Below are 17,613 nucleotides of genomic sequence, written 5' to 3'. Positions count from 1 at the left end.
CAAGGAAGAGGCACGTTATGACGATTCTCGGCATTGAACAGATTACCTACGGCGTGACGGATCTCGCCACCTGCCGCCGGTTTTTCGCGGACTGGGGTCTCAAGGAGACCGCGTTCGACGACCAACACGCGCGTTTCGAAACGATGAACGGCTGCACGGTGCTCGTCGTCGACGCGAACGACGCGGCGCTGCCGCCCGCGTTCGAGGACGGCCCGACGCTGCGCGAAGTGACGTGGGGCGTCGCGACGAAGGCGGAACTCGATGCACTGCGCGGCCGCTTCGCCGGTCAGCCTGGCCACTACGAAACCGACGACGCGCTCGGCTGCATCGACCCGAACGGCATGGCGATTCGCGTCGAAGTGACGCGCAAGCGCGCGGTCGACGTGCAGGGTTCGCCGTCGAACGTGTGGGGCAAGACGCTGCGCGTCGATCAGCCGTCGCCGGTCTATGAACGCGCGGAGCCGGTCGAGGTCGGCCACGTCGTGTTCTTCACGAACCAGCTCGCCGAACAGGAAAAGTTCTATCACGAACTGCTCGGCTTCGAGACCTCGGACCGCTATCCGGGCCGCGGCGCGTTCATGCGCTGCGCGCCGCACGGCGGCCACCACGACCTCTTCCTGCTGGCCTTGCCGAACGGCAAACGCGGCCTGAACCATGTCGCGTTCACCGTGCGCGACATCCACGAAGTGTTCGGCGGCGGCATGCACATCAACCGTTGCGGCTGGGAAACGCAGCTCGGGCCGGGGCGTCATCCGGTGTCGTCGGCGTACTTCTGGTACTTCAAGAATCCGGCCGGCGGCCTGATCGAGTACTACGCCGACGAAGATCAGCTCACGCCCGAATGGCAGCCGCGCGAATTCGAACCGGGTCCGACCGTGTTCGCCGAATGGGCGATCGAAGGCGGCATCGACGGCAATACGCGCCGGCAGAAAGACGCGAAGGCGCCGGAAGGCAAGTTCATGACGGAGCGCAAAAATGACTGACGCCGCCACCGCAAAGGCCCAGGCCGCGCATGCGGGGCTCGAAGCGCCGCGCACGATCGTCGTGATCGGCGGCGGCCAGGCGGCCGGCTGGGTCGTGAAGACGTTGCGCAAGGAAGGCTTCGACGGCCGCCTCGTGATGATCGCCGACGAAGTGCATCTACCCTACGAGCGCCCGCCGCTCTCGAAGGCCGTGCTGGCCGGCGAAGCCGATATCGAAACCGTGCGCCTCGTGAAGCCCGACGACTTCGACGCGCTGAACGTCGAAGCATGGCAGCCCGATTGCGCGACCTCGATCGATCGCGAACAGCGCATCGTGCGCACGCAGTCGGGCCGCGAAGTGCAATACGACCGCCTCGTGATCGCGACCGGCGGCGCGGCGCGCCGTTTGCCCGACGCGCTCGTGAAGACCTCGCATCTCGCCTATCTGCGTACGCTCGACGAAGCGGTCGCGCTCGGCGAACGGCTGCGCGCGAGCCAGCGCGTGCTCGTGGTCGGCGGCGGCTGGATCGGTCTCGAAGTCGCGGCGACCGCGCGCAAGCTCGGCGTCGAAGCCTGTGTGGTGGAAGGCGCGCCGCGTCTGTGCGCGCGCTCGCTGCCGCCGCTGGTGTCGGACTTCCTGCTCGATCTGCATCGCGCGAACGGCGTGGACGTGCGCCTGAACGCCTCGCTCGTCGCGCTCGAAGATCACCCGGACGACGCAAAGCGGATTCGCGCGACGTTCGCGGACGGCTCGACGCTCGACGCCGATTTTGCGGTGGCCGGCATCGGTCTCACGCCGCACACGGCGATTGCCGAAGCGGCGGGCGTGAAGGTCGAGAACGGCATCGTCGTCGATCATTTCGGCGCGACCGACGACCCGCGCATCTTCGCCTGCGGCGACGTGGCGAATCATCCGAGCGCATGGCTCAAGCGCCGCGTGCGGCTGGAGTCGTGGGCCAACGCGCAGAACCAGGCGATTGCCGTGGCCAAGGCCTTGCTCGGCAACTTCGAAGCGTATGCGGACATTCCGTGGTTCTGGTCCGATCAGTACGACGTGAACCTGCAGATTCTCGGCGACATTCCGGCCGATGCGCCACTCGCGGTGCGCGGCGATCTGTCGACGCGGCGCGCGACGCTGTTCTATCTGGAAGACAACACGATTCGCGGCGTGATCGCGATCAACACTCCGCGCGAACTGAAGCTCTCGCGCAAGTGGATGAATCAAGGCCGGATCATCGACCTTGCCACCCTGACTGACGCCTCTACGGCGCTTGCCTAACCATTTTTACGGACGGCACCTTGGCATGAGAACCATCGATAACTCAACAGGAGACCGCAGCAGCGCCGGTGTTTCAGGCGCCGTGACGCAGGGCTCGATCATCGCGAGGCTCGAGCGCCTGCCGGGGAACGCGCTGCAAGTACGCGCCCGTATCCTGATCGGTCTCGCGACGTTCTTCGACGGCTTCGACGTGATCGCGATCGCGACGACGCTGCCGCTGCTGATTGCGAAGTGGCACCTGACGCCGTGGGACGTCGGCTTTTTGCTTGGCTCCGGCTCCATAGGACAACTGATCGGCGCGTTCCTGTTTCCGTGGTATGCGGAGCGCGGCGGACGCGTGAAGGCAATTGCGCTGAGCTCGGGCATCATCGGCATCACGAGTATTGCGTGCGGTTTTGCGCCGACGTTCGCCGTATTCGTCGTGCTGCGCATTATCCAGGGGCTGGGACTCGGCGGCGAATTGCCGGTGGCCGCGACCTATATCAACGAGATCAGCCGCGCGCATGGCCGCGGGCGTTTCGTGCTGCTGTACGAAATCGTCTTCCCGATCGGGCTGCTCGCGTCGAGCGCGATGGGGGCGTGGATCGTGCCGCGTTTCGGCTGGCCGGCGATGTACTTCATCGGCGGCATGCCGCTGATCCTGTTCTTCGCGCTGCGCAAGCTCGTGCCGGAATCGCCGCGCTGGCTCGCCGTGCGCGACCGGATGGCCGAAGCCGATTCCGCCGTGCTCGCATTCGAACGGGCAGCCAAGGTGCCGCTGCCGCCGGTGGCAAGCTCGGCCGAATTCGACGAGATGGTCAATCGCCATCCGAAGCGCAGCGTCTCGGACCTGTTCGGCCCGGCCTACCTGAAGCGCACGATTGCCGTGGCGATGCTGTGGGTGACCTGCGGCTTTATCCAGTACGGTCTGTCCACCTGGCTGCCGACGATCTACCGCACGATCTATCACGCGCCGTTGCAGCTTGCGCTGAACCTGGCCGTGGCGGCTTCGGTGCTCGGCGTGGTCGGCTCGCTCGTCTGCGCGCTGCTGGTCGATGCGGTGGGACGCAAGCCGATCATCAACATCTCGTTCATCCTGTGCGCGGTGTCGCTGGCGATGGCGGGCGTGTTGCACGACTCGTCGGTGTACGTGGTCGCAACCTTCTGTGCATTCGCGCTTGGCTTCCTCGCGAGTGGCTTCATCACCGCTTACGTGTACACGCCGGAGCTGTACCCGACGAGCATCCGCGCGATGGGTTGCGGCGTGGGCGGCGCCTGGCTCAAGATCGCGGCGATCTTCGCGCCGGCCATCGTGTCGAAGACGATGATCGGCGGCAATCTCGAAGTGGCGTTCTATATCCTCGCTGCCGTGCCGTTCGTCGCGGCGATCGCGGTGCACTTCCTCGGCATCGAAACCAAGGGCAAGGTGCTGGAGCAACTCGAAGCCTGATATCGCATTGCTGACGCGGTTTCGAGAAAACGAAAAGGCGCACCACGTGGTGCGCCTTTCGTCTTTCCGGCTGCTTTTTTTGCGTTCGCTGCGGAATTGCGACGCGTGGTGCGTCACAACGCCTTGCGATACACGACGAAGCCCGACCTGTCCGCGACCTTGTCGTAAAGCTTCATCGCGGTCTGATTCGTCTCGTGCGTTTGCCAGTAGACGCGTTCCGCGCCATCGGCCTGGGCGCGCGCATACACGGCTTCGATCAGCGCGCGGCCGACGCCCTTGCCGCGCTCGGTGTCGAGCGTGTAGAGGTCCTGCAGATAGCAGATCGGTCCGGCCAGCGTCGTGTGACGGTGATAGAGAAAGTGCACGAGGCCGACCAGTTGCCCGTCGCGCTCGGCGACGAACGCGTGCATCGGCTCGTAGCCGTCGAAGAAGCGCTGCCAGGTGATGCGCGTGATGTCGCGCGGCAGCGCGGTCTCGCCCGAGCGGCCGTAGAACGCGTTGTACGCATCCCATAGCGGCAGCCATGCGTCGAAATCTTCGCGGATGATGGCGCGAATCAGGATCTGGGCGGACATAGGTGCGGTTCCTTATCGAATGAGGCGGGCAACAGCATGCCTGCCGGGAACGATCGAACCGTCAGCATAGAAAATTCGTGGCGCCATTGTTAGCTCCACGAGGCGCGCAAAATCTGGAACCACGGGTCGAATGGTTCCGCGCGGCGTGTGTTTTTTTAGGGTGGGTGCGCGCGTGACCGCGCGCCGGTGGTGTCACTGCGGGTGCAACCAGGCGGTCAAGGTGCCTTCAGTGACCGCGATCCGGGTTGTGACGAAGCTGGGCGCGTACCTTCTTCGCGGCGAATAGCGGCACGTAATCGAATACGCGCGCGTCCTGCCGGTAATTGGCGAGCGTATCCGCATACAGGCGGGATACCGTTTCGGCTGGCGTGTCGGTTTCTTCGGCGATGCTTCTCACCAGTTCGTCTACATTGGGCTGAGGCTGCGACATGGATCTCTCCGGATGGGGCGGCGGGCTGGGTGGACGGAACGTAAACACAACGTGAACGGCAGGAGTCCATTACAGGACGCGACCCGCCACTATGCCAATTGAATTGGCCTATCGCACGACCCGTTCCACAGAGATTTTTATCTTGCGTCGCAGCAAACGGTTGCCCGATGGGAGCGCGCGGAAAATCAATGGGTGTGGCGGTGGTGGATATCCGGGAAATGCCTATGAGCATGCGTGATCGGCGCATGGTGATGCGGATGGGTATGCGGTTCCTCGCCGTCCCATGCGAAATCGTGCTCGTGCTGATGATGCGCGTCGTGCCGATGGCGATGCGTGTGGTCGAGCGCCTCGTGCGTGTGCGCATGCTCGTGGCGTTCCCGCACATGCAGCCACACGCCGAGCGTCATTAGCGCGGCCGCTACCCAGAATTGCGAAGTCGGCAGTTCGGGCCAGAGCAGCCACGACAGCGTGACGCCGAAGAGCGGTGCAACGGAGAAGTACGCACCGGTTCGCGCGGAGCCGAGATTGCGCAGCGCGACGACGAACAGCACGAGGCTCGCGCCATATCCCGCGAAGCCGGTCAGCATCGCGAGCGCGACGCTCCACGCGGTCGTGCCGTGCGGCCAGCTCGCGCCAACGGCGAACGCCAACGCCACGTTCACCGGGCCCGCAACGAGCCCCTTCACGCAGGCGATGAAGGTCGCGTCGTGCGTCGACACCTTGCGGGTGAGATTGTTGTCGACGGCCCAGCACGCGCATGCGCCGGCGAGCAGCAGCGCGCCCGGCGGCAGGTCCGCCGCGCCGGGCTGCCAGGCCAGCACGACGCCGCCCGCGACGATGGCGAGCATGCCGACGAACACCGGCAGGTCGACGTTTTCGCGGAATACGATCCATGCGATCAATGCGGTGAACACGCCTTCGAGATTCAGCAGCAGGGAGCCGGTGGCGGCCGGCGTGGTGTTCAAGCCGAGCATCAGCAGCGCAGGCCCGGCGACGCCGCCCGCGGCGATTGCGCCGGCCAGCCACGGTACGTCGCGCAGCGGAAAGCGGTGCGGTTCTGTTGGCGGGACGGCGGCGGCCGATGTCGAGCGCTGGGCCGAACGACGCGTCGTTCGACGCACCACGCGGCGCGCCAGCATCACGATGCCAAGGCCGACCCCGCTGCCGAGATAGAACAGGCCCGCCAGCAGAAACGGCGATAGCGAATCGAGCAGCGCTTTCGCGAGCGGCGTGGTCGCGCCGAACAGCGCGGCGGCGAGTAGGGCGGTAAAGGCGGCGCTATGGCGGGACGGCATCGGCGGATCGGCGTTCGAGCAGGGGGAAGGCGGACACGATACCGCGATTGGCGAAGCGGCGCGAGGATCGGGCGCGAGCGGTTACCGCGCCGTAAGCTGCAAGGCCCGCGCGCGTGAGCGTCTACTTCTGCGCCCTCTCCGCCGCGTGGGCGATCCGGTCGCGCACGATGCCGATCGCCTGCTTGAGCGCGTAAACGTCCTGAAAGTAGCGATACGGAATCCGTATCTGGCTCGCGCTTGCGTCGATGCTCTCGATCTCGTCGCGCCATTGCGCGATTTGCGCGCGAGTCGGCGCGAAGTTTTTCCATACCTCGTCTTCGAGCGCCTTGATCTCGCGATACCAGACCTCGAGCCGCTTTTTCATGCGCGCTTCGAGCGTGCGTGGCAGCGCCTGTATGAGACCGATCAGAAGCGCCATGAACGGCAGCAGGATCAGCAGCCGCCGTTCGATGAGACTCGCGAGCCAGAACGGCAGATAGCGGTACAGGAACGGCCGGCCCGATTTGAAGTAGCGGATGCTTTCGTCGGAGATCGGGAATTCCTGGGTGTGCAGGTTCGGAAACGTGCCGATCGGCGTGAAGTAGTCCTCGCCGCCGTGGACCGTGCGCGCCGCATCGAGCAGCAGATAGAGGAGCGCCGGATGCAGCGTGTCCTTCGAGACGAGCAGCGCCGTGGCCGCGAGCAGCGTGACGTCGGCGCGCGGCAGATCGTCGGCGACGCTGGCCGAGGCACGCGGCAGGACGATCTTCGAGAGCGACGGGAATTTCTGCACGAGCGCGTCGGCCTGCGCGAAGCTCATCAGCTTCAGGTTGCTCGTGAGGAGCGTGCGCTGCATGTCGGCGTCGGGTCTGCCGATAAAGAACGCCGCGTCGATCCGACCGCTTTGGAGCCCTTGATAAGCAGCGTTCGCATCCATTTGCAGCAGCGTCGAGTTCTGGCTCGTGATGCCGCTATAGCCGAGCAGGACCTGCGATACGTTGAGCAGACCGCTGCCGGGCACGCCGAGCGAAATGCGCTTGCCGCGCAGTTGCGAGAGAAGGTCGATCGTCGCGTCGCCGCGATAGAACACCCAGATCGGTTCGTACGAGACGGCGGCGATCGTTTGCAGGTTGTCGGTGTCTTTAGGGTTGGTCGTGCCCGACTGGATGAAGCCGACTTCGTAGGTGCTGTCGGGGTCGGTGAGCCGCTGATAATTTTCGATCGAGCCCGACGAGCTGCGAATGTCGAGCTTGATGCCTTCGTGCTTCAGCAGCGGTGCGTAGCGATCGGCAAAGCCGCGATAGATGCCGCCGTCGGCACCGGTCGTGATGACGATCGTGCGCTGGAACGCGGGCTGCAGCACGAGCGCGAGTATCCAGCCGAGGACGACGATCAGCACGATCGCGCCGACGATCAGCAGGCGCTTGCGTGCCCGCGTCATGGGGGCTTTTTGACTGCGTTGAAGCGCGGGGTGGGGTCTCGGCATCGTTACCTGTTTCGGTTCAGGTTCGGCTTGGGTGGGTGATGGCTGGACGCGGCGCGCCCACGGCTGCGACAACCCGCGGATTACTCGCTCAGAAGATGTTTCAATTCGTCAAGGAACGAGGCCGTAGTGTGGTCCCAAAGAGCCGGGTCGCAATGGCAGCCAAAAAGATCGTCAAACGCCCTGTCCAGACAATTCACATTGGCCTTCTGGAATCGGGTTATCTCTTCCAGCGTCGCGACTCTTTCGTCCTCGGTCATTTCCGTTTTATAGGAGAGAACCAGTTCAGGTATCGAATTCCCATAGAGCGAATAGTCCTCATGGAATCGAGCCATGACCAGCTGTTCGAGATGGCTATAAGTTCCGTCGTTCATGATCGAATAGTACCAAGTCGTGGCGCGGTACTGTTGCCCACGTCTCTATTTTCGTGACATTGGCGCGCATCGCTTCCGCGATGGCCCACTCTGCCTGCCTGATATCTGTGAATGATGATGCAGCGGGAATATGCGGGCCTCGCCTCAGTTGCTCCTTGAGCCATGCTTCGTCCTTGTCGACGTGCTTCAGCGTGTGTCCGCCCAATTCCGGGTTGAGCGCTTTTGCCTCATGCATGGCTTGTGACGCATTACTTTTCGCCGCAGCAATTGCCACGACAACCCGGGGATAATTCGATCTCAACGCGCCTGATCTTTTCAGGTGGTTCGGTCAAGTGGACAAGAGGCTTGTAGATTCTGGCGCGAACATCGTATGGAACCTGAGTCAGACCGAATTGCATCAACATGGCTTTTGCCGAATTGGCCCGTTGCAGTGCCAATTTTTCTGGTTCTTTTTCATTTGATTCAGCCAATCAGCCGATGGACAGTACCTCTTGAATGGGATACCTAAGGCGCATGTCGATAGCCCAATTCGCCACCTTTAAAACTTGATCTGCCGATATCTGAGCCGAATTTCTTTCGAAATATACGTCGATGTTTTGGCCTGGGAGGTTCTGAGAGGTATTGCATGCGAGAGCGCTGGTTGGCAGTAGTACAAGCACCAGATCGATTAGCCTGATAATCATCTACGACATACTCCGCGCGGTCGTTTGCAATATTGCTTGTTGCGACGATAGGAAGCACGAGGAAATGTCCCCGAAGCTTGTAGCTTCAGGGGCCGCAAGACCAGCATCAATAAGACAACTCGGAAAACACAACCACAGCCGCTCATTCTCACCCGACCACCCTACCCAGCCACCCTCACCTCACCACCCAGATCCCGCGCAATAAACTCCACGAACGCGCGAATACGATTCGACATCTGATGCCTCGGCGAATACACCGCGAAGATATCCGCGTTCGGCGTGTCGTGATCGGGCATTAGCCGGACCAGCGAGCCGTCGGCGAGATACTGCTCGATGTCCCACTCCGCGCGCATCAGGATGCCGTGTCCCTCGAGCGCCCACTTCACGGCGATCTCGCCGTCGTTGGTGGTCAGCGAGCCCTTGATGCGCACCGCTTCCGTCCTGCGTGCCGCGCCCCGTCCCGAAGTCAGGCGCCACACGCCATAGGCTTCGTCACCCTGACGGATGCCGATGCAGTTGTGGCGCGTCAGATCATGCGCGGTCTGCGGCACGCCGTGCGCCGCGATATACGACGGTGCCGCGCACAGCAGGCGCCGGTTCGCCGCGAGGCGGCGCGCGACCACGCGCGTATCGGGCGGCTCGCCGAAGCGGATGCAGACGTCGAAGCTGTCGTCGGTCAGGGGCGGGGGCGTGACCGAGAGCTGCAACTGCACCGACACCTGCGGATACTTCGCGACGAAGCGCGAAATGGCCGGCCCGACGTGGCTGCGCCCGAAGCCGAGCGTTGCGTTCACGCGCAGCAGACCCTTCGGCGTTTTCTTCGCCGAGCCGAGCAGTTCGGCCAGTTCGTCGATTTCATCGAGAATCCGCCGCGCGCGCTCGACATACAGCTCGCCTTCGGGCGTCAGCATCATGCGGCGCGTCGTGCGATTGACGAGCGCGACGCCCGCGCGCTGCTCCATCTGCGTGAGGTGCTTGCTGACCGCGGCGGCCGTCAGCCCCAGTTCGCGCGCGGCCGCGCTCAGGCTGCCGGAGGCGGCGAGCGTCGAGAAAAAGCTCAGATCCGATGGCTGGACGGTAGCGCTCATCGCGTCCTCAGCCCCCTTTTATTTGTGAATGCAGGTTAAAGATGCTTTGAGTCTAGCACCGGTTTTTACCCGCGAGACAGCGCTAGAGTGCGATCACACCCTTCACACAGCACAGGACGGAGACATGAAAACCTATCGCATCGCAACCATTCCCGGCGACGGCATCGGCAAGGAGGTCGTGCCGGCCGGCGCGCAGGTGCTCGATACACTCGCGAAGAGCACGCGCGCCTTCACGTTCGAGTTCGAGAACTTCGACTGGGGCGGCGACTACCATCGCCAGCACGGCGTGATGATGCCGGAGAACGGGCTCGACGCGATTCGCGACAAGGACGCGATCCTGTTCGGCTCGGCGGGCGACAAGGACATTCCCGATCACATCACGCTGTGGGGTTTGCGCCTGAAGATCTGCCAGGGCTTCGATCAATATGCGAACGTGCGCCCGACGCGCATCCTCCCAGGCATTGACGCGCCGCTGAAGTACTGCAAGCCCGAAGACCTGAACTGGGTGATCGTCCGCGAAAATTCGGAGGGCGAATATTCGGGCGTCGGCGGCCGCGTGCATCAGGGCCATGCGATCGAAGCCGCAACCGACGTGTCGGTCATGACGCGCGCCGGTGTCGAGCGCATCATGCGCTTCGCGTTCCGGCTCGCGCAGTCGCGTCCGCGCAAGCTGCTGACCGTCATCACGAAGAGCAATGCGCAGCGTCACGCAATGGTGATGTGGGACGAGATCGCGCTCCAGATCTCGAAGGAGTTTCCGGACGTCACGTGGGACAAGGAACTCGTCGACGCAGCGACCGCGCGCATGGTCAATCGTCCGGCGACGCTCGACACGATCGTCGCCACCAACCTGCACGCCGATATTCTCAGCGACCTCGCGGCCGCGCTTGCCGGCAGCCTCGGCATTGCGCCGACCGGCAACATCGATCCGGAGCGCCGCTATCCGTCGATGTTCGAGCCGATTCACGGTTCCGCGTTCGACATCATGGGCAAGGGGCTCGCGAATCCGGTCGGCACGTTCTGGTCGGTCGTGATGCTGCTCGAACACCTCGGCGAATTCGACGCAGCAAAGCGTGTGATGCAGGCCGTCGAAGCGGTCACCGCGAACGAGTCGCTGCATACGCGCGACCTCGGCGGCACGGCCACGACCGCCCAGGTGACGGCGGCCGTTTGCGCGTTCATCGAGAAAGCGGCGTCGGTGCCGAACGCCGCGTGAGTGCATGCGAGGTGCGAACGGAGCGCACCTCAGGCGCGGCCTGAGCGCGCGATCGAGCACCGGCCAAAGCCTGGCCGGTGCTCGATCCGGCGGTTGCCTAAGTGTGAGCTAAGCGCGACCCGAGCGCGACCTGAACGCACGGACCGTATTCGCTTCAGACAAGGCCGACGCGCGGCTATACCGCGCCATGACACGGCCAGAACACCATCCCAACCCGACTGGCGCGACCCGGAGCCGGCCAGCGTGCAAGCCGCGCGCGGCTCACGGCTGCGTGCCGCAGGAGGAGACAATGACTTCCGAACTCGAAAGCCGGGTGACCCGCAAGCTGATGCTGCGGATCATCCCGTTCGTCATGCTGCTGTACTTCGTGAGTTTTCTCGACCGCGTGAATGTGGGCTTCGCCGCGTTGTCGATGAACAAGGCCATCGGGCTTTCGCCGACCGCCTTCGGACTCGGCGGTGGGCTTTTCTTCATCGGCTATTTTCTGTTCGAAGTGCCGTCGAATCTGATCCTTCACAAGGTCGGCGCGCGCCGCTGGATCGCGCGCGTGATGGTGTCGTGGGGGCTCGTGTCGCTCGCCTCCGCGTTCGTCGTCGGACCGAACAGTTTCTACGCGCTGCGCTTCATTCTCGGCGTTGCGGAAGCGGGTTTCTTTCCCGGCATCATCCTGTATCTGAGCCTGTGGTTTCCGGCGCGCCAGCGCGCGGTCGCGGCCGCGTGGTTCATGGCCGCCGCGCCGATCTCCACCGCAATCGGCTCGCCGATTTCCGGCGCGATCATGAAGCTGCCGCCCCTCGCCGGACTCGCCGACTGGCAAATGCTCTACATACTCGAAGCGTTGCCCGCGATCGTGCTCGGCTTTTTCGTGCTCAAGTATCTGACCGACAAGCCCGCGCAAGCGCAATGGCTTCAGCCGGAAGAGCGCGACTGGCTGATCGCGAAGCTGAAGCTCGAAGCCGACGCGCGGCATGCGCATGCGGGCCACACGGCGGGTGCGCTCAGCGCATTGCGCGATCCGCGCGTGCTTGCGCTCGCGTTGATCTACTTCGGCACCTCGGCGGGACTGTATACGCTCGGCTTGTGGGCGCCGCTGATTATCCGCCAATACGGTTTCGGCTCGTTCGAAACGGGGCTGCTGGCCGGCGTGCCGAGCGTGCTCGCGGTGATCGCGATGGTGTTGTGGGCGAGGCACTCGGACCGCACCGAGGAGCGCACGTGGCACGTCGTGATTCCGTGCGCGCTGGCTTGTGTCGGCTTCGTGTTCGCCGGCCATGCGAGCACGGCGTTGATGATCGTGCTCGCACTCGTGGTCGTGAACGTCGGGATCAGCGCGGCGAAGGCGCCGCTATGGGCGATGCCGAGCATGTTCCTGTCGGGTGCGGGCGCGGCGGCGGGGATCGCGATGATCAACTCGGTCGGCAATCTCGGCGGCTTCGTCGGTCCGTTCGCGATCGGCTGGCTCAAGAACGTGACGGGCGGATATGCCGCGGGCCTCTATGTGGTCGGCGCGACGCTGGCGGTGTCGGCGGTCGTGACGTTGATGCTGAGCCGGCAGTCGAAGCAGGATGCCGTGGCGATGGGGGAGCGGCACGGGCATTAGCGCGTTTCAGGCAGGCTGTTCCACCGCATGGATGAGTGGCGCCGTGTTCGATTTTTCGGGGCGCGCTGGGCCGTCAAGGCCAGCCCCGCGCAGTGATTCTAATCGCGGTACTCGTCGATCTCGATGGTCCCGCCAAGGGCTTCCATCATCGTGCGGATATCCTGCGGGATATCCGTTACACGGTCGCCACTTCGAGTGTTCCAGTAGCAGAAAAAGCGCAGCTTCACCTCTTTTTCGGCGACGACTTGTGGAAGATCGACGCGAGCGAGATTCAGTCTTTGGACGAGAAAGCGAAGATGCGGGGTGAGGTCGTTACTGTGTATGAATCGCTTGCTGCTCGAGCCCCACAGGCCGACGCGACCGGGGCCGGCCAGGCGCCCCGATGGCGTCACAAAAGGCTCTCCTTTCGCTATAGCCGTGTCGGGCGACAAGCCGAAGTACTCGGTCCAGAACATGGGCACGACTGCATCACCCATGACGTGAAACGTCGCATATGCCAGAGGATGGTTGGTCATTGGCCGATTTCGTTAGTTTGCCCAATCGTGGAAGTTTGCGATTGTGCAGCATGAAACCATCCAAAAAACTCCGCCGAAGCGGTCATCCCGTTCAGAAGCACACAACCCGGGCATCAGTGCATGCCGTGGTGTCGATCATGTTTTCGTCTTCGTTGTGAACTACGTGCATCGCATCGGCGCGTGTGAGGTTCACTCATTCGATCATCATTGCATGCGACGCCGAAGCACTCTGGAACAGCCAGATCAAAAATGTATGACAAATAGGCCGCCTGGCATCTATGCTGAGGCATAGGAAGCACTCGCGGCTTGCCCGCTGCGCTGCGTTTCGAATCACTGGCCTTGCACCGTGACGTCACAAAACAGGGAGACAAGATGGCAACGCACGACTCTTCGCAGGCGCTCGACCCGTCGGACTATGTCGCTCGACATCTGCAGAATTTTTCTACGCCGGGACCAGCTTCGGTTACGAGCGGAACGCATCCGGCGTTCTTTGTATGGAGTTCTTATATTCTCGCGATAGCGGTCGTGCTATTTGCCGTATTGGCCGGCTTTGCCGCGCTAAAGGACGGTGGCGCGCCCTTCCGTCTCGGCAGGAGCATGAGCTTCGGCCGGCGTCTGTACGTGTGGTGGTCGTGCGCGTGGCGTCAGTACCTTGCTGGCATCCTGTTCCTTGTGATCTCGATGTTCGCTTTTCACTTTCTGATTCCCAGGGCGGTGGTGCCGCTCATGACGTTCTCATTCGACGTGCTCACGCCTGATTTTGCGAGGAATTCGCGGGCATGGTCGCTTGCGATCGCGGCAATGCCGGCGATCGTGCTGTTCCTGATTTACATGCTCGCGAGCTTGCCGCTTGCAGGGTACATGGTGCGCGGCGGACTCGTTGCGCATGCGATACGCGGATCGGGCCGCTTCGGCTTCTGGCAGGCCACGCTGCTCGGGGTAACGACGTATGCGTGGGCCGTGCCCGCCAGCCTCGCGATGGCCGGCTTGGCCATTGCGTTGCCGCATCATGCGGAGAATCTGCTGCGTGCGGTTTTTATCGCGGCGTGGGGGATGTATATCGTGTTGCCGCGCCAGGTGCGCAGGATCGAGCGGTTGGGCGGCACGCTTCATTGATTGCGGGCTGCCAGTTTGGATGCGAGATGAGTGGCTTACTGCGTTGCGTCGCGTGTGCCGGTGCTCACGCAACCTCACTACCCGCACACACAGCAGCCTCCGGCCGCGCCTGCTCCAGATGGCGCAGCAGCTTCGTCACCATCAGCACCACGACGAACGCGACGATCACGAAGAACACCGCGAGCGGCGTGAGAATCTGCACCGACACGAAGCCGGCGAGTCCCATCAGCGCCGACGACACGAGCAGCAGCGCACAGCCGAGGATCGCGCTCGTCAGGCCCGCGATGTGCGGGAACAGCGAATTGCCCTTGGCCATCAGCGTCGGATACATCGCGCCCGCGCAGAGGCCCATCAACAGGACGGGTATCGAGAGCGTCCATACGCGCAGGCCGACCGTCAGCGCGAGCAGCAGCATCGCGAGCGAGGCGCCCGCCATCACGCGCGCGCCGATGCGCAGCCGTTGCTCGGCGCTCGGCAGACGCGGACCGTGCAGACGGTTCGACAGGCCGCCGAGGAAATACATCATGCCGATGCCGAGCGCGAGATAGCCGAAGAACGTCGGCGGCCGGTGCAGCGTGTTCTGCACCATGAACGGTCCGATGATGTTGAACACGAGCAGGATGCTGTAGCACAACCCTTGCGCGAGGAAGCAGCTCTGGAACACCGGGCTCGATATCACCTTGCGCGCGTTCGCAATCAGCGTGCGCGGTTCGAGATGCACGGGCTTCGGCAAGGTCTCGCGATAGCGCCACAGCATCGCCCACATCACGATCGAATAGAGAAGCAGGAAGACGAGGCACGCGCGCCAGCCGAACAGGGTTTGCAGATGCGCGCCGATCACCGGCGCGATGATCGGCGCGAGTCCCCACGCGATCGACATGTACGTGAACGCGTGCATCAGCGCGGTGCCCGCGAACGAATCGGTGATGATCGCCTTCGAGAGCAGGTTGGTGGTCGCGATGCCGAAGCCCTGCAGGCAGCGGGCGAACACGAATGTTTCCAGATTCGGCGCCGTGAGCGACAGCAGACAGCCGATCGTAAACACCACGAGCCCGAAAGCGAGCACGCGTTTGCGGCCGTACGCATCGGAGACCGGTCCGAAGATCAGCTGGCCGAACGCGTAAGCGATCATGTAGCCGGTGACGCTCGTCTGGATGGCCTGCGGCGAGGTGGCGAAGTAGCGCGCCATCGCGGGCAGCGCGGGCACGTAGATGTCGATGGCGAGCTGCCCGGCGGAAGCGAACAGGCAAATCATGTACAGCAGGAAGCGCGGCGAGTTCGGCGCGGACTGGGGAAGGACGGACGTAGGGGTATCGGGGGTCATGACTGCGTCAAAAGGGGATTCTGGCGGCGCGGCATCGACGTGGACGTGTTCGGATTTGGAACAAATCCCGAACGAAAGCGGAGGCGCGGCACATGGTTGGTGCGTATTGTGCCTGTGGTTTGCGGGGAAGACGGGATTTCCCTGGTGGGGGAATGGATTGGGCGGCCTGTGGGGCGGCCGGGCGAGGTGGCGATTCGCATGGGCGAACGCGCAGGGCGAACTCGATGCCGCCGATGCCGGCGCGCCCTCGGCGTTGCCCGCGAAACTGCGCAGCAATGGTGCGTGCGCCGATAATGGACCCCCGTACGGCGAGTTTCCCGATCGCCTCGCTATCACCCTCACCGGACGGAACCGCCATGACCGCCCCGATTCCCTTTGTCCCCGACCGCTTCAGGTTCAGCGCGCCCCACTATCTGCTGGGCCGTCCCGCGTATTCTCCGCAACTGATCCGGCGCGTCGCGCAGTCATGCGAATTGCGCGGCTCGCATCGGCTGCTCGATCTCGGCTGCGGGCCGGGGCAGTTGTCGGTGGCGTTTTCGTCGTGGGTCGGCGCCGGTCTCGCGCTCGATCCCGAAGCGGAAATGCTGCGCATCGCGGCCGGCCTCGGCGCGGGGCTCGCGCCGAACATCGAGTATCGCCACGGCAGTTCGTACGATCTGTCGCCCGCGCTCGGATCGTTCCGGCTCGCGGTGATCGGCCGCGCATTTCACTGGATGGACCGGCCCGACACGCTCGCGCGGCTCGATGCGCTGATCGAAGCGCAGGGCGCGCTGGCGTTGTTCTCGACTTCGCCCGTGGCGGATGCGTCGATTGCATGGCTCGCGCCCTATCGCGCGCTGCTCGATGAATATTCGAGCGACGATCCGGCGCGCGAGCAGCGCAGGGCCGAAACATGGGAGAGCCACGAGACGGTGCTCGCGCAGTCGGCGTTTTCGGCGCTCGAACGGATTGCGGTTATCGAAACGCGGCGCGTGTCGGCCGAAGCGCTGCGGGCGCGGGCCATGTCGATGTCGAGTCTGTCGCGCGAACGGCTCGGCGCGCGGCTCGACGAATTGCTCGCGCGTATCGACGTACTGCTGGAAGCCCATGCAAACGACGAGGGCTGGCTCGACGAGCGGATCGAATCGATCGCGTTGATCGCGCGGCGGCCGGTGAGTGGCGCGTGAGGCGACTCCGCTTCGGCTTCGTGTCGGATAACGAGCCCTGAAAACGAGCCCTGAATCGAGGCCGTTTCCTGAGGCTGCTTCTTAAGCGTAGCTAACACAACCGGGACATGAGGCTATGAAGGCCATATCCTGGCAGCATGTCCAGACGCAAAATCAGTAACGAGTTATGCGCGGCGCTGGAGCCGCTGATTCCGGTGTTCGCACCGTGGCCCAAAGGCGGGTGACGCCGAACGGTAGATGACCGTGCGGCCTTGAATGGCATCCTGTATGTCCTGCAAACGGGGATGCCATGGGAAGACCTGCCGCAGGCACTTCTGACAAAAGGCTAAATGGGCGGCTTGTGCGCGCGTTCAATGGCTTTGGTATCCCATCGGCCTACGCGTATCGCATCGAGCAGCATGCCGAGAGTCAGCGTGGGCTTACGGGGTAACAGGTTGACTGGCTTAAGCCTGAGCACGAAACGAACGAACGCCACCACAAGCACGGGAACGATGAGCAGGGCAAATAACGCATTTCCTTCGGGGCCGAAGTAGCGAAGAACGGGAAAGTTTTCACCGCCCGCAACATCGAACCGCTCAAAAAACTGATCGATGAATTCGAACGCATCGTCGCCATCGATGCGCAGATCGTCACTGATGCTTGTTGATGGTGTGAGCGGCTCGGTTTTTCCGGCCCAAGGTATTTCTTCACGCGTGAATGCAACGAGCGCTTCCCATTGTGGATCATTCGCCAAGTCTGTCCTCCGGTTTGACGATCTCGTTGTAACGCTTCATGGTGCGATACATGATGAGCGTCGCATCATAGCCGAACACCATGAAGTCAAGAACCGGAACCATTCGGCCAACGACAGCGGCCAGGTGTGTTGTATATATCCACCTCACGCGAAACGGGATCAAACACCGTTCGGCGTCGCCCGCCTTTGGGCGACGGTGCGAACACCGGAATCAGCGGCCCCAGCGCCGCCCATAACTCGTTACTGATTTTGCGTCCGGACATGCTGTCAGGATATGGCCTTCAGCCTCATGTCCCGGTTGTGTTAGCCACTCTAAGGCCACTTCCCGAGACCATTTTTCACCGTTGCCTCACAGGCCGTTTTTTT

At 63.2% G+C, this 17,613-nt stretch carries 17 protein-coding genes and 2 pseudogenes; 8 read left to right on the top strand and 11 right to left on the bottom strand.

The features are described 5' to 3' along the window. Positions 1–17 precede the first annotated feature (17 nt). From F3J19_RS06115 to F3J19_RS06105, 3 genes are read left to right on the top strand one after another with little or no spacing between them, the layout of a single operon-like run. The gene (locus tag F3J19_RS06115) at positions 18–983 is read left to right on the top strand and encodes a VOC family protein (RefSeq protein ID WP_167038823.1); all 966 of its coding nucleotides are present in this window, start codon (positions 18–20) and stop codon (positions 981–983) included. Then, entirely contained in the window at positions 976–2,241 is a 1,266-nt protein-coding gene (locus F3J19_RS06110; protein WP_167038821.1) for an FAD-dependent oxidoreductase, read from the top strand. The genes F3J19_RS06115 and F3J19_RS06110 overlap by 8 nt, the downstream gene beginning before the upstream one ends. Positions 2,242–2,266: 25 nt before the next feature. Then, the gene (locus tag F3J19_RS06105; protein WP_167038819.1) at positions 2,267–3,670 is read left to right on the top strand and encodes an MFS transporter; all 1,404 of its coding nucleotides are present in this window, start codon (positions 2,267–2,269) and stop codon (positions 3,668–3,670) included. A gap of 113 nt (positions 3,671–3,783) precedes the next feature. On the opposite strand, the gene F3J19_RS06100 is transcribed toward F3J19_RS06105, so the two are convergent. The 7 genes from F3J19_RS06100 to F3J19_RS06070 form a co-directional block, all read right to left on the bottom strand. Then, entirely contained in the window at positions 3,784–4,245 is a 462-nt protein-coding gene (locus tag F3J19_RS06100; RefSeq protein ID WP_167038817.1) for a GNAT family N-acetyltransferase, read from the bottom strand. Positions 4,246–4,471: 226 nt separating this feature from the next. Continuing rightward, the gene (locus tag F3J19_RS06095) at positions 4,472–4,675 is read right to left on the bottom strand and encodes a DUF3562 domain-containing protein (protein ID WP_167038815.1); all 204 of its coding nucleotides are present in this window, start codon (positions 4,673–4,675) and stop codon (positions 4,472–4,474) included. Positions 4,676–4,860: 185 nt separating this feature from the next. Continuing rightward, positions 4,861–5,970, bottom strand: a complete 1,110-nt coding sequence (locus tag F3J19_RS06090) for a DMT family transporter (protein WP_167038813.1) — start codon at positions 5,968–5,970, stop codon at positions 4,861–4,863. Between the two features lie 121 nt (positions 5,971–6,091). Further along, positions 6,092–7,390: a TAXI family TRAP transporter solute-binding subunit gene (locus F3J19_RS06085; protein ID WP_167038811.1), complete on the bottom strand. Its 1,299-nt coding sequence runs from the start codon at positions 7,388–7,390 to the stop codon at positions 6,092–6,094. A 125-nt stretch (positions 7,391–7,515) separates the two neighbouring features. Then, positions 7,516–7,806, bottom strand: coding sequence for a contact-dependent growth inhibition system immunity protein (locus tag F3J19_RS06080; RefSeq protein ID WP_167038809.1), 291 nt, complete (start codon positions 7,804–7,806; stop codon positions 7,516–7,518). Next, a complete protein-coding gene (locus F3J19_RS06075; RefSeq protein WP_167038808.1) occupies positions 7,787–8,080 on the bottom strand; it encodes an RNase A-like domain-containing protein in 294 nt (97 codons plus the stop codon). Before F3J19_RS06075 ends, F3J19_RS06080 begins: the two co-directional genes overlap by 20 nt. 570 nt (positions 8,081–8,650) lie before the next feature. Beyond that, entirely contained in the window at positions 8,651–9,577 is a 927-nt protein-coding gene (locus F3J19_RS06070) for a LysR substrate-binding domain-containing protein (protein ID WP_167038806.1), read from the bottom strand. Between the two features lie 124 nt (positions 9,578–9,701). Between F3J19_RS06070 and F3J19_RS06065 the strand changes: the two genes are divergently transcribed. Together F3J19_RS06065 and F3J19_RS06060 are read left to right on the top strand one after the other, a co-directional pair. Next, a complete protein-coding gene (locus tag F3J19_RS06065) occupies positions 9,702–10,793 on the top strand; it encodes a tartrate dehydrogenase (protein WP_167038804.1) in 1,092 nt (363 codons plus the stop codon). Between the two features lie 289 nt (positions 10,794–11,082). After that, positions 11,083–12,393: an MFS transporter gene (locus F3J19_RS06060; RefSeq protein ID WP_167038802.1), complete on the top strand. Its 1,311-nt coding sequence runs from the start codon at positions 11,083–11,085 to the stop codon at positions 12,391–12,393. A gap of 98 nt (positions 12,394–12,491) precedes the next feature. Here the strand turns inward: F3J19_RS06060 and F3J19_RS06055 are convergent, their stop codons facing one another. Continuing rightward, positions 12,492–12,908, bottom strand: a complete 417-nt coding sequence (locus tag F3J19_RS06055) for a DUF4279 domain-containing protein (protein WP_167038800.1) — start codon at positions 12,906–12,908, stop codon at positions 12,492–12,494. Positions 12,909–13,280: 372 nt separating this feature from the next. Between F3J19_RS06055 and F3J19_RS06050 the strand changes: the two genes are divergently transcribed. Further along, positions 13,281–14,024, top strand: a complete 744-nt coding sequence (locus tag F3J19_RS06050) for a hypothetical protein (protein WP_167038798.1) — start codon at positions 13,281–13,283, stop codon at positions 14,022–14,024. Positions 14,025–14,088: 64 nt separating this feature from the next. On the opposite strand, the gene F3J19_RS06045 is transcribed toward F3J19_RS06050, so the two are convergent. Next, entirely contained in the window at positions 14,089–15,348 is a 1,260-nt protein-coding gene (locus F3J19_RS06045; RefSeq protein ID WP_167038796.1) for a multidrug effflux MFS transporter, read from the bottom strand. Between the two features lie 356 nt (positions 15,349–15,704). Here F3J19_RS06045 and F3J19_RS06040 point away from each other — a divergent pair, with 356 nt between their 5' ends. Together F3J19_RS06040 and F3J19_RS06035 are read left to right on the top strand one after the other, a co-directional pair. Further along, the gene (locus tag F3J19_RS06040; RefSeq protein ID WP_167038794.1) at positions 15,705–16,514 is read left to right on the top strand and encodes a class I SAM-dependent methyltransferase; all 810 of its coding nucleotides are present in this window, start codon (positions 15,705–15,707) and stop codon (positions 16,512–16,514) included. 137 nt (positions 16,515–16,651) lie between these two features. Beyond that, positions 16,652–16,828 (top strand): annotated as a pseudogene (locus F3J19_RS06035) (transposase); the annotation flags it as partial. Positions 16,829–16,839: 11 nt separating this feature from the next. On the opposite strand, the gene F3J19_RS06030 reads toward F3J19_RS06035, so the two are convergent. Together F3J19_RS06030 and F3J19_RS32545 are read right to left on the bottom strand one after the other, a co-directional pair. Then, positions 16,840–17,247 carry a DUF1493 family protein gene (locus F3J19_RS06030; RefSeq protein ID WP_167038792.1) on the bottom strand — a complete coding sequence of 136 codons (408 nt, stop codon included), beginning with the start codon at positions 17,245–17,247 and terminating at the stop codon, positions 16,840–16,842. A 170-nt stretch (positions 17,248–17,417) separates the two neighbouring features. Next, positions 17,418–17,510: pseudogene (locus tag F3J19_RS32545) on the bottom strand (IS5/IS1182 family transposase); the annotation flags it as partial. Between the last annotated feature and the right edge of the window lie 103 nt (positions 17,511–17,613).

The organism is Burkholderia sp. Ax-1724 (assembly GCF_011752995.1).
Lineage (GTDB): Bacteria > Pseudomonadota > Gammaproteobacteria > Burkholderiales > Burkholderiaceae > Paraburkholderia.
This window is presented reverse-complemented; position numbering and strand designations above follow the sequence as displayed.

What these genes read in the sequence shown, in the direction of transcription:
- F3J19_RS06060 (WP_167038802.1), top strand. Translation starts at nt 11,083, where the DNA reads ATGACTTCCGAACTCGAAAGCCGGGTGACCCGCAAGCTGATGCTGCGG.
- F3J19_RS06110 (WP_167038821.1), top strand. Translation starts at nt 976, where the DNA reads ATGACTGACGCCGCCACCGCAAAGGCCCAGGCCGCGCATGCGGGGCTC.
- F3J19_RS06070 (WP_167038806.1), bottom strand. Translation starts at nt 9,577, where the DNA reads ATGAGCGCTACCGTCCAGCCATCGGATCTGAGCTTTTTCTCGACGCTC.
- F3J19_RS06105 (WP_167038819.1), top strand. Translation starts at nt 2,267, where the DNA reads ATGAGAACCATCGATAACTCAACAGGAGACCGCAGCAGCGCCGGTGTT.
- F3J19_RS06100 (WP_167038817.1), bottom strand. Translation starts at nt 4,245, where the DNA reads ATGTCCGCCCAGATCCTGATTCGCGCCATCATCCGCGAAGATTTCGAC.
- F3J19_RS06085 (WP_167038811.1), bottom strand. Translation starts at nt 7,390, where the DNA reads ATGACGCGGGCACGCAAGCGCCTGCTGATCGTCGGCGCGATCGTGCTG.
- F3J19_RS06055 (WP_167038800.1), bottom strand. Translation starts at nt 12,908, where the DNA reads ATGACCAACCATCCTCTGGCATATGCGACGTTTCACGTCATGGGTGAT.
- F3J19_RS06090 (WP_167038813.1), bottom strand. Translation starts at nt 5,970, where the DNA reads ATGCCGTCCCGCCATAGCGCCGCCTTTACCGCCCTACTCGCCGCCGCG.
- F3J19_RS06115 (WP_167038823.1), top strand. Translation starts at nt 18, where the DNA reads ATGACGATTCTCGGCATTGAACAGATTACCTACGGCGTGACGGATCTC.
- F3J19_RS06045 (WP_167038796.1), bottom strand. Translation starts at nt 15,348, where the DNA reads ATGACCCCCGATACCCCTACGTCCGTCCTTCCCCAGTCCGCGCCGAAC.
- F3J19_RS06080 (WP_167038809.1), bottom strand. Translation starts at nt 7,806, where the DNA reads ATGAACGACGGAACTTATAGCCATCTCGAACAGCTGGTCATGGCTCGA.
- F3J19_RS06050 (WP_167038798.1), top strand. Translation starts at nt 13,281, where the DNA reads ATGGCAACGCACGACTCTTCGCAGGCGCTCGACCCGTCGGACTATGTC.
- F3J19_RS06095 (WP_167038815.1), bottom strand. Translation starts at nt 4,675, where the DNA reads ATGTCGCAGCCTCAGCCCAATGTAGACGAACTGGTGAGAAGCATCGCC.
- F3J19_RS06065 (WP_167038804.1), top strand. Translation starts at nt 9,702, where the DNA reads ATGAAAACCTATCGCATCGCAACCATTCCCGGCGACGGCATCGGCAAG.
- F3J19_RS06040 (WP_167038794.1), top strand. Translation starts at nt 15,705, where the DNA reads ATGACCGCCCCGATTCCCTTTGTCCCCGACCGCTTCAGGTTCAGCGCG.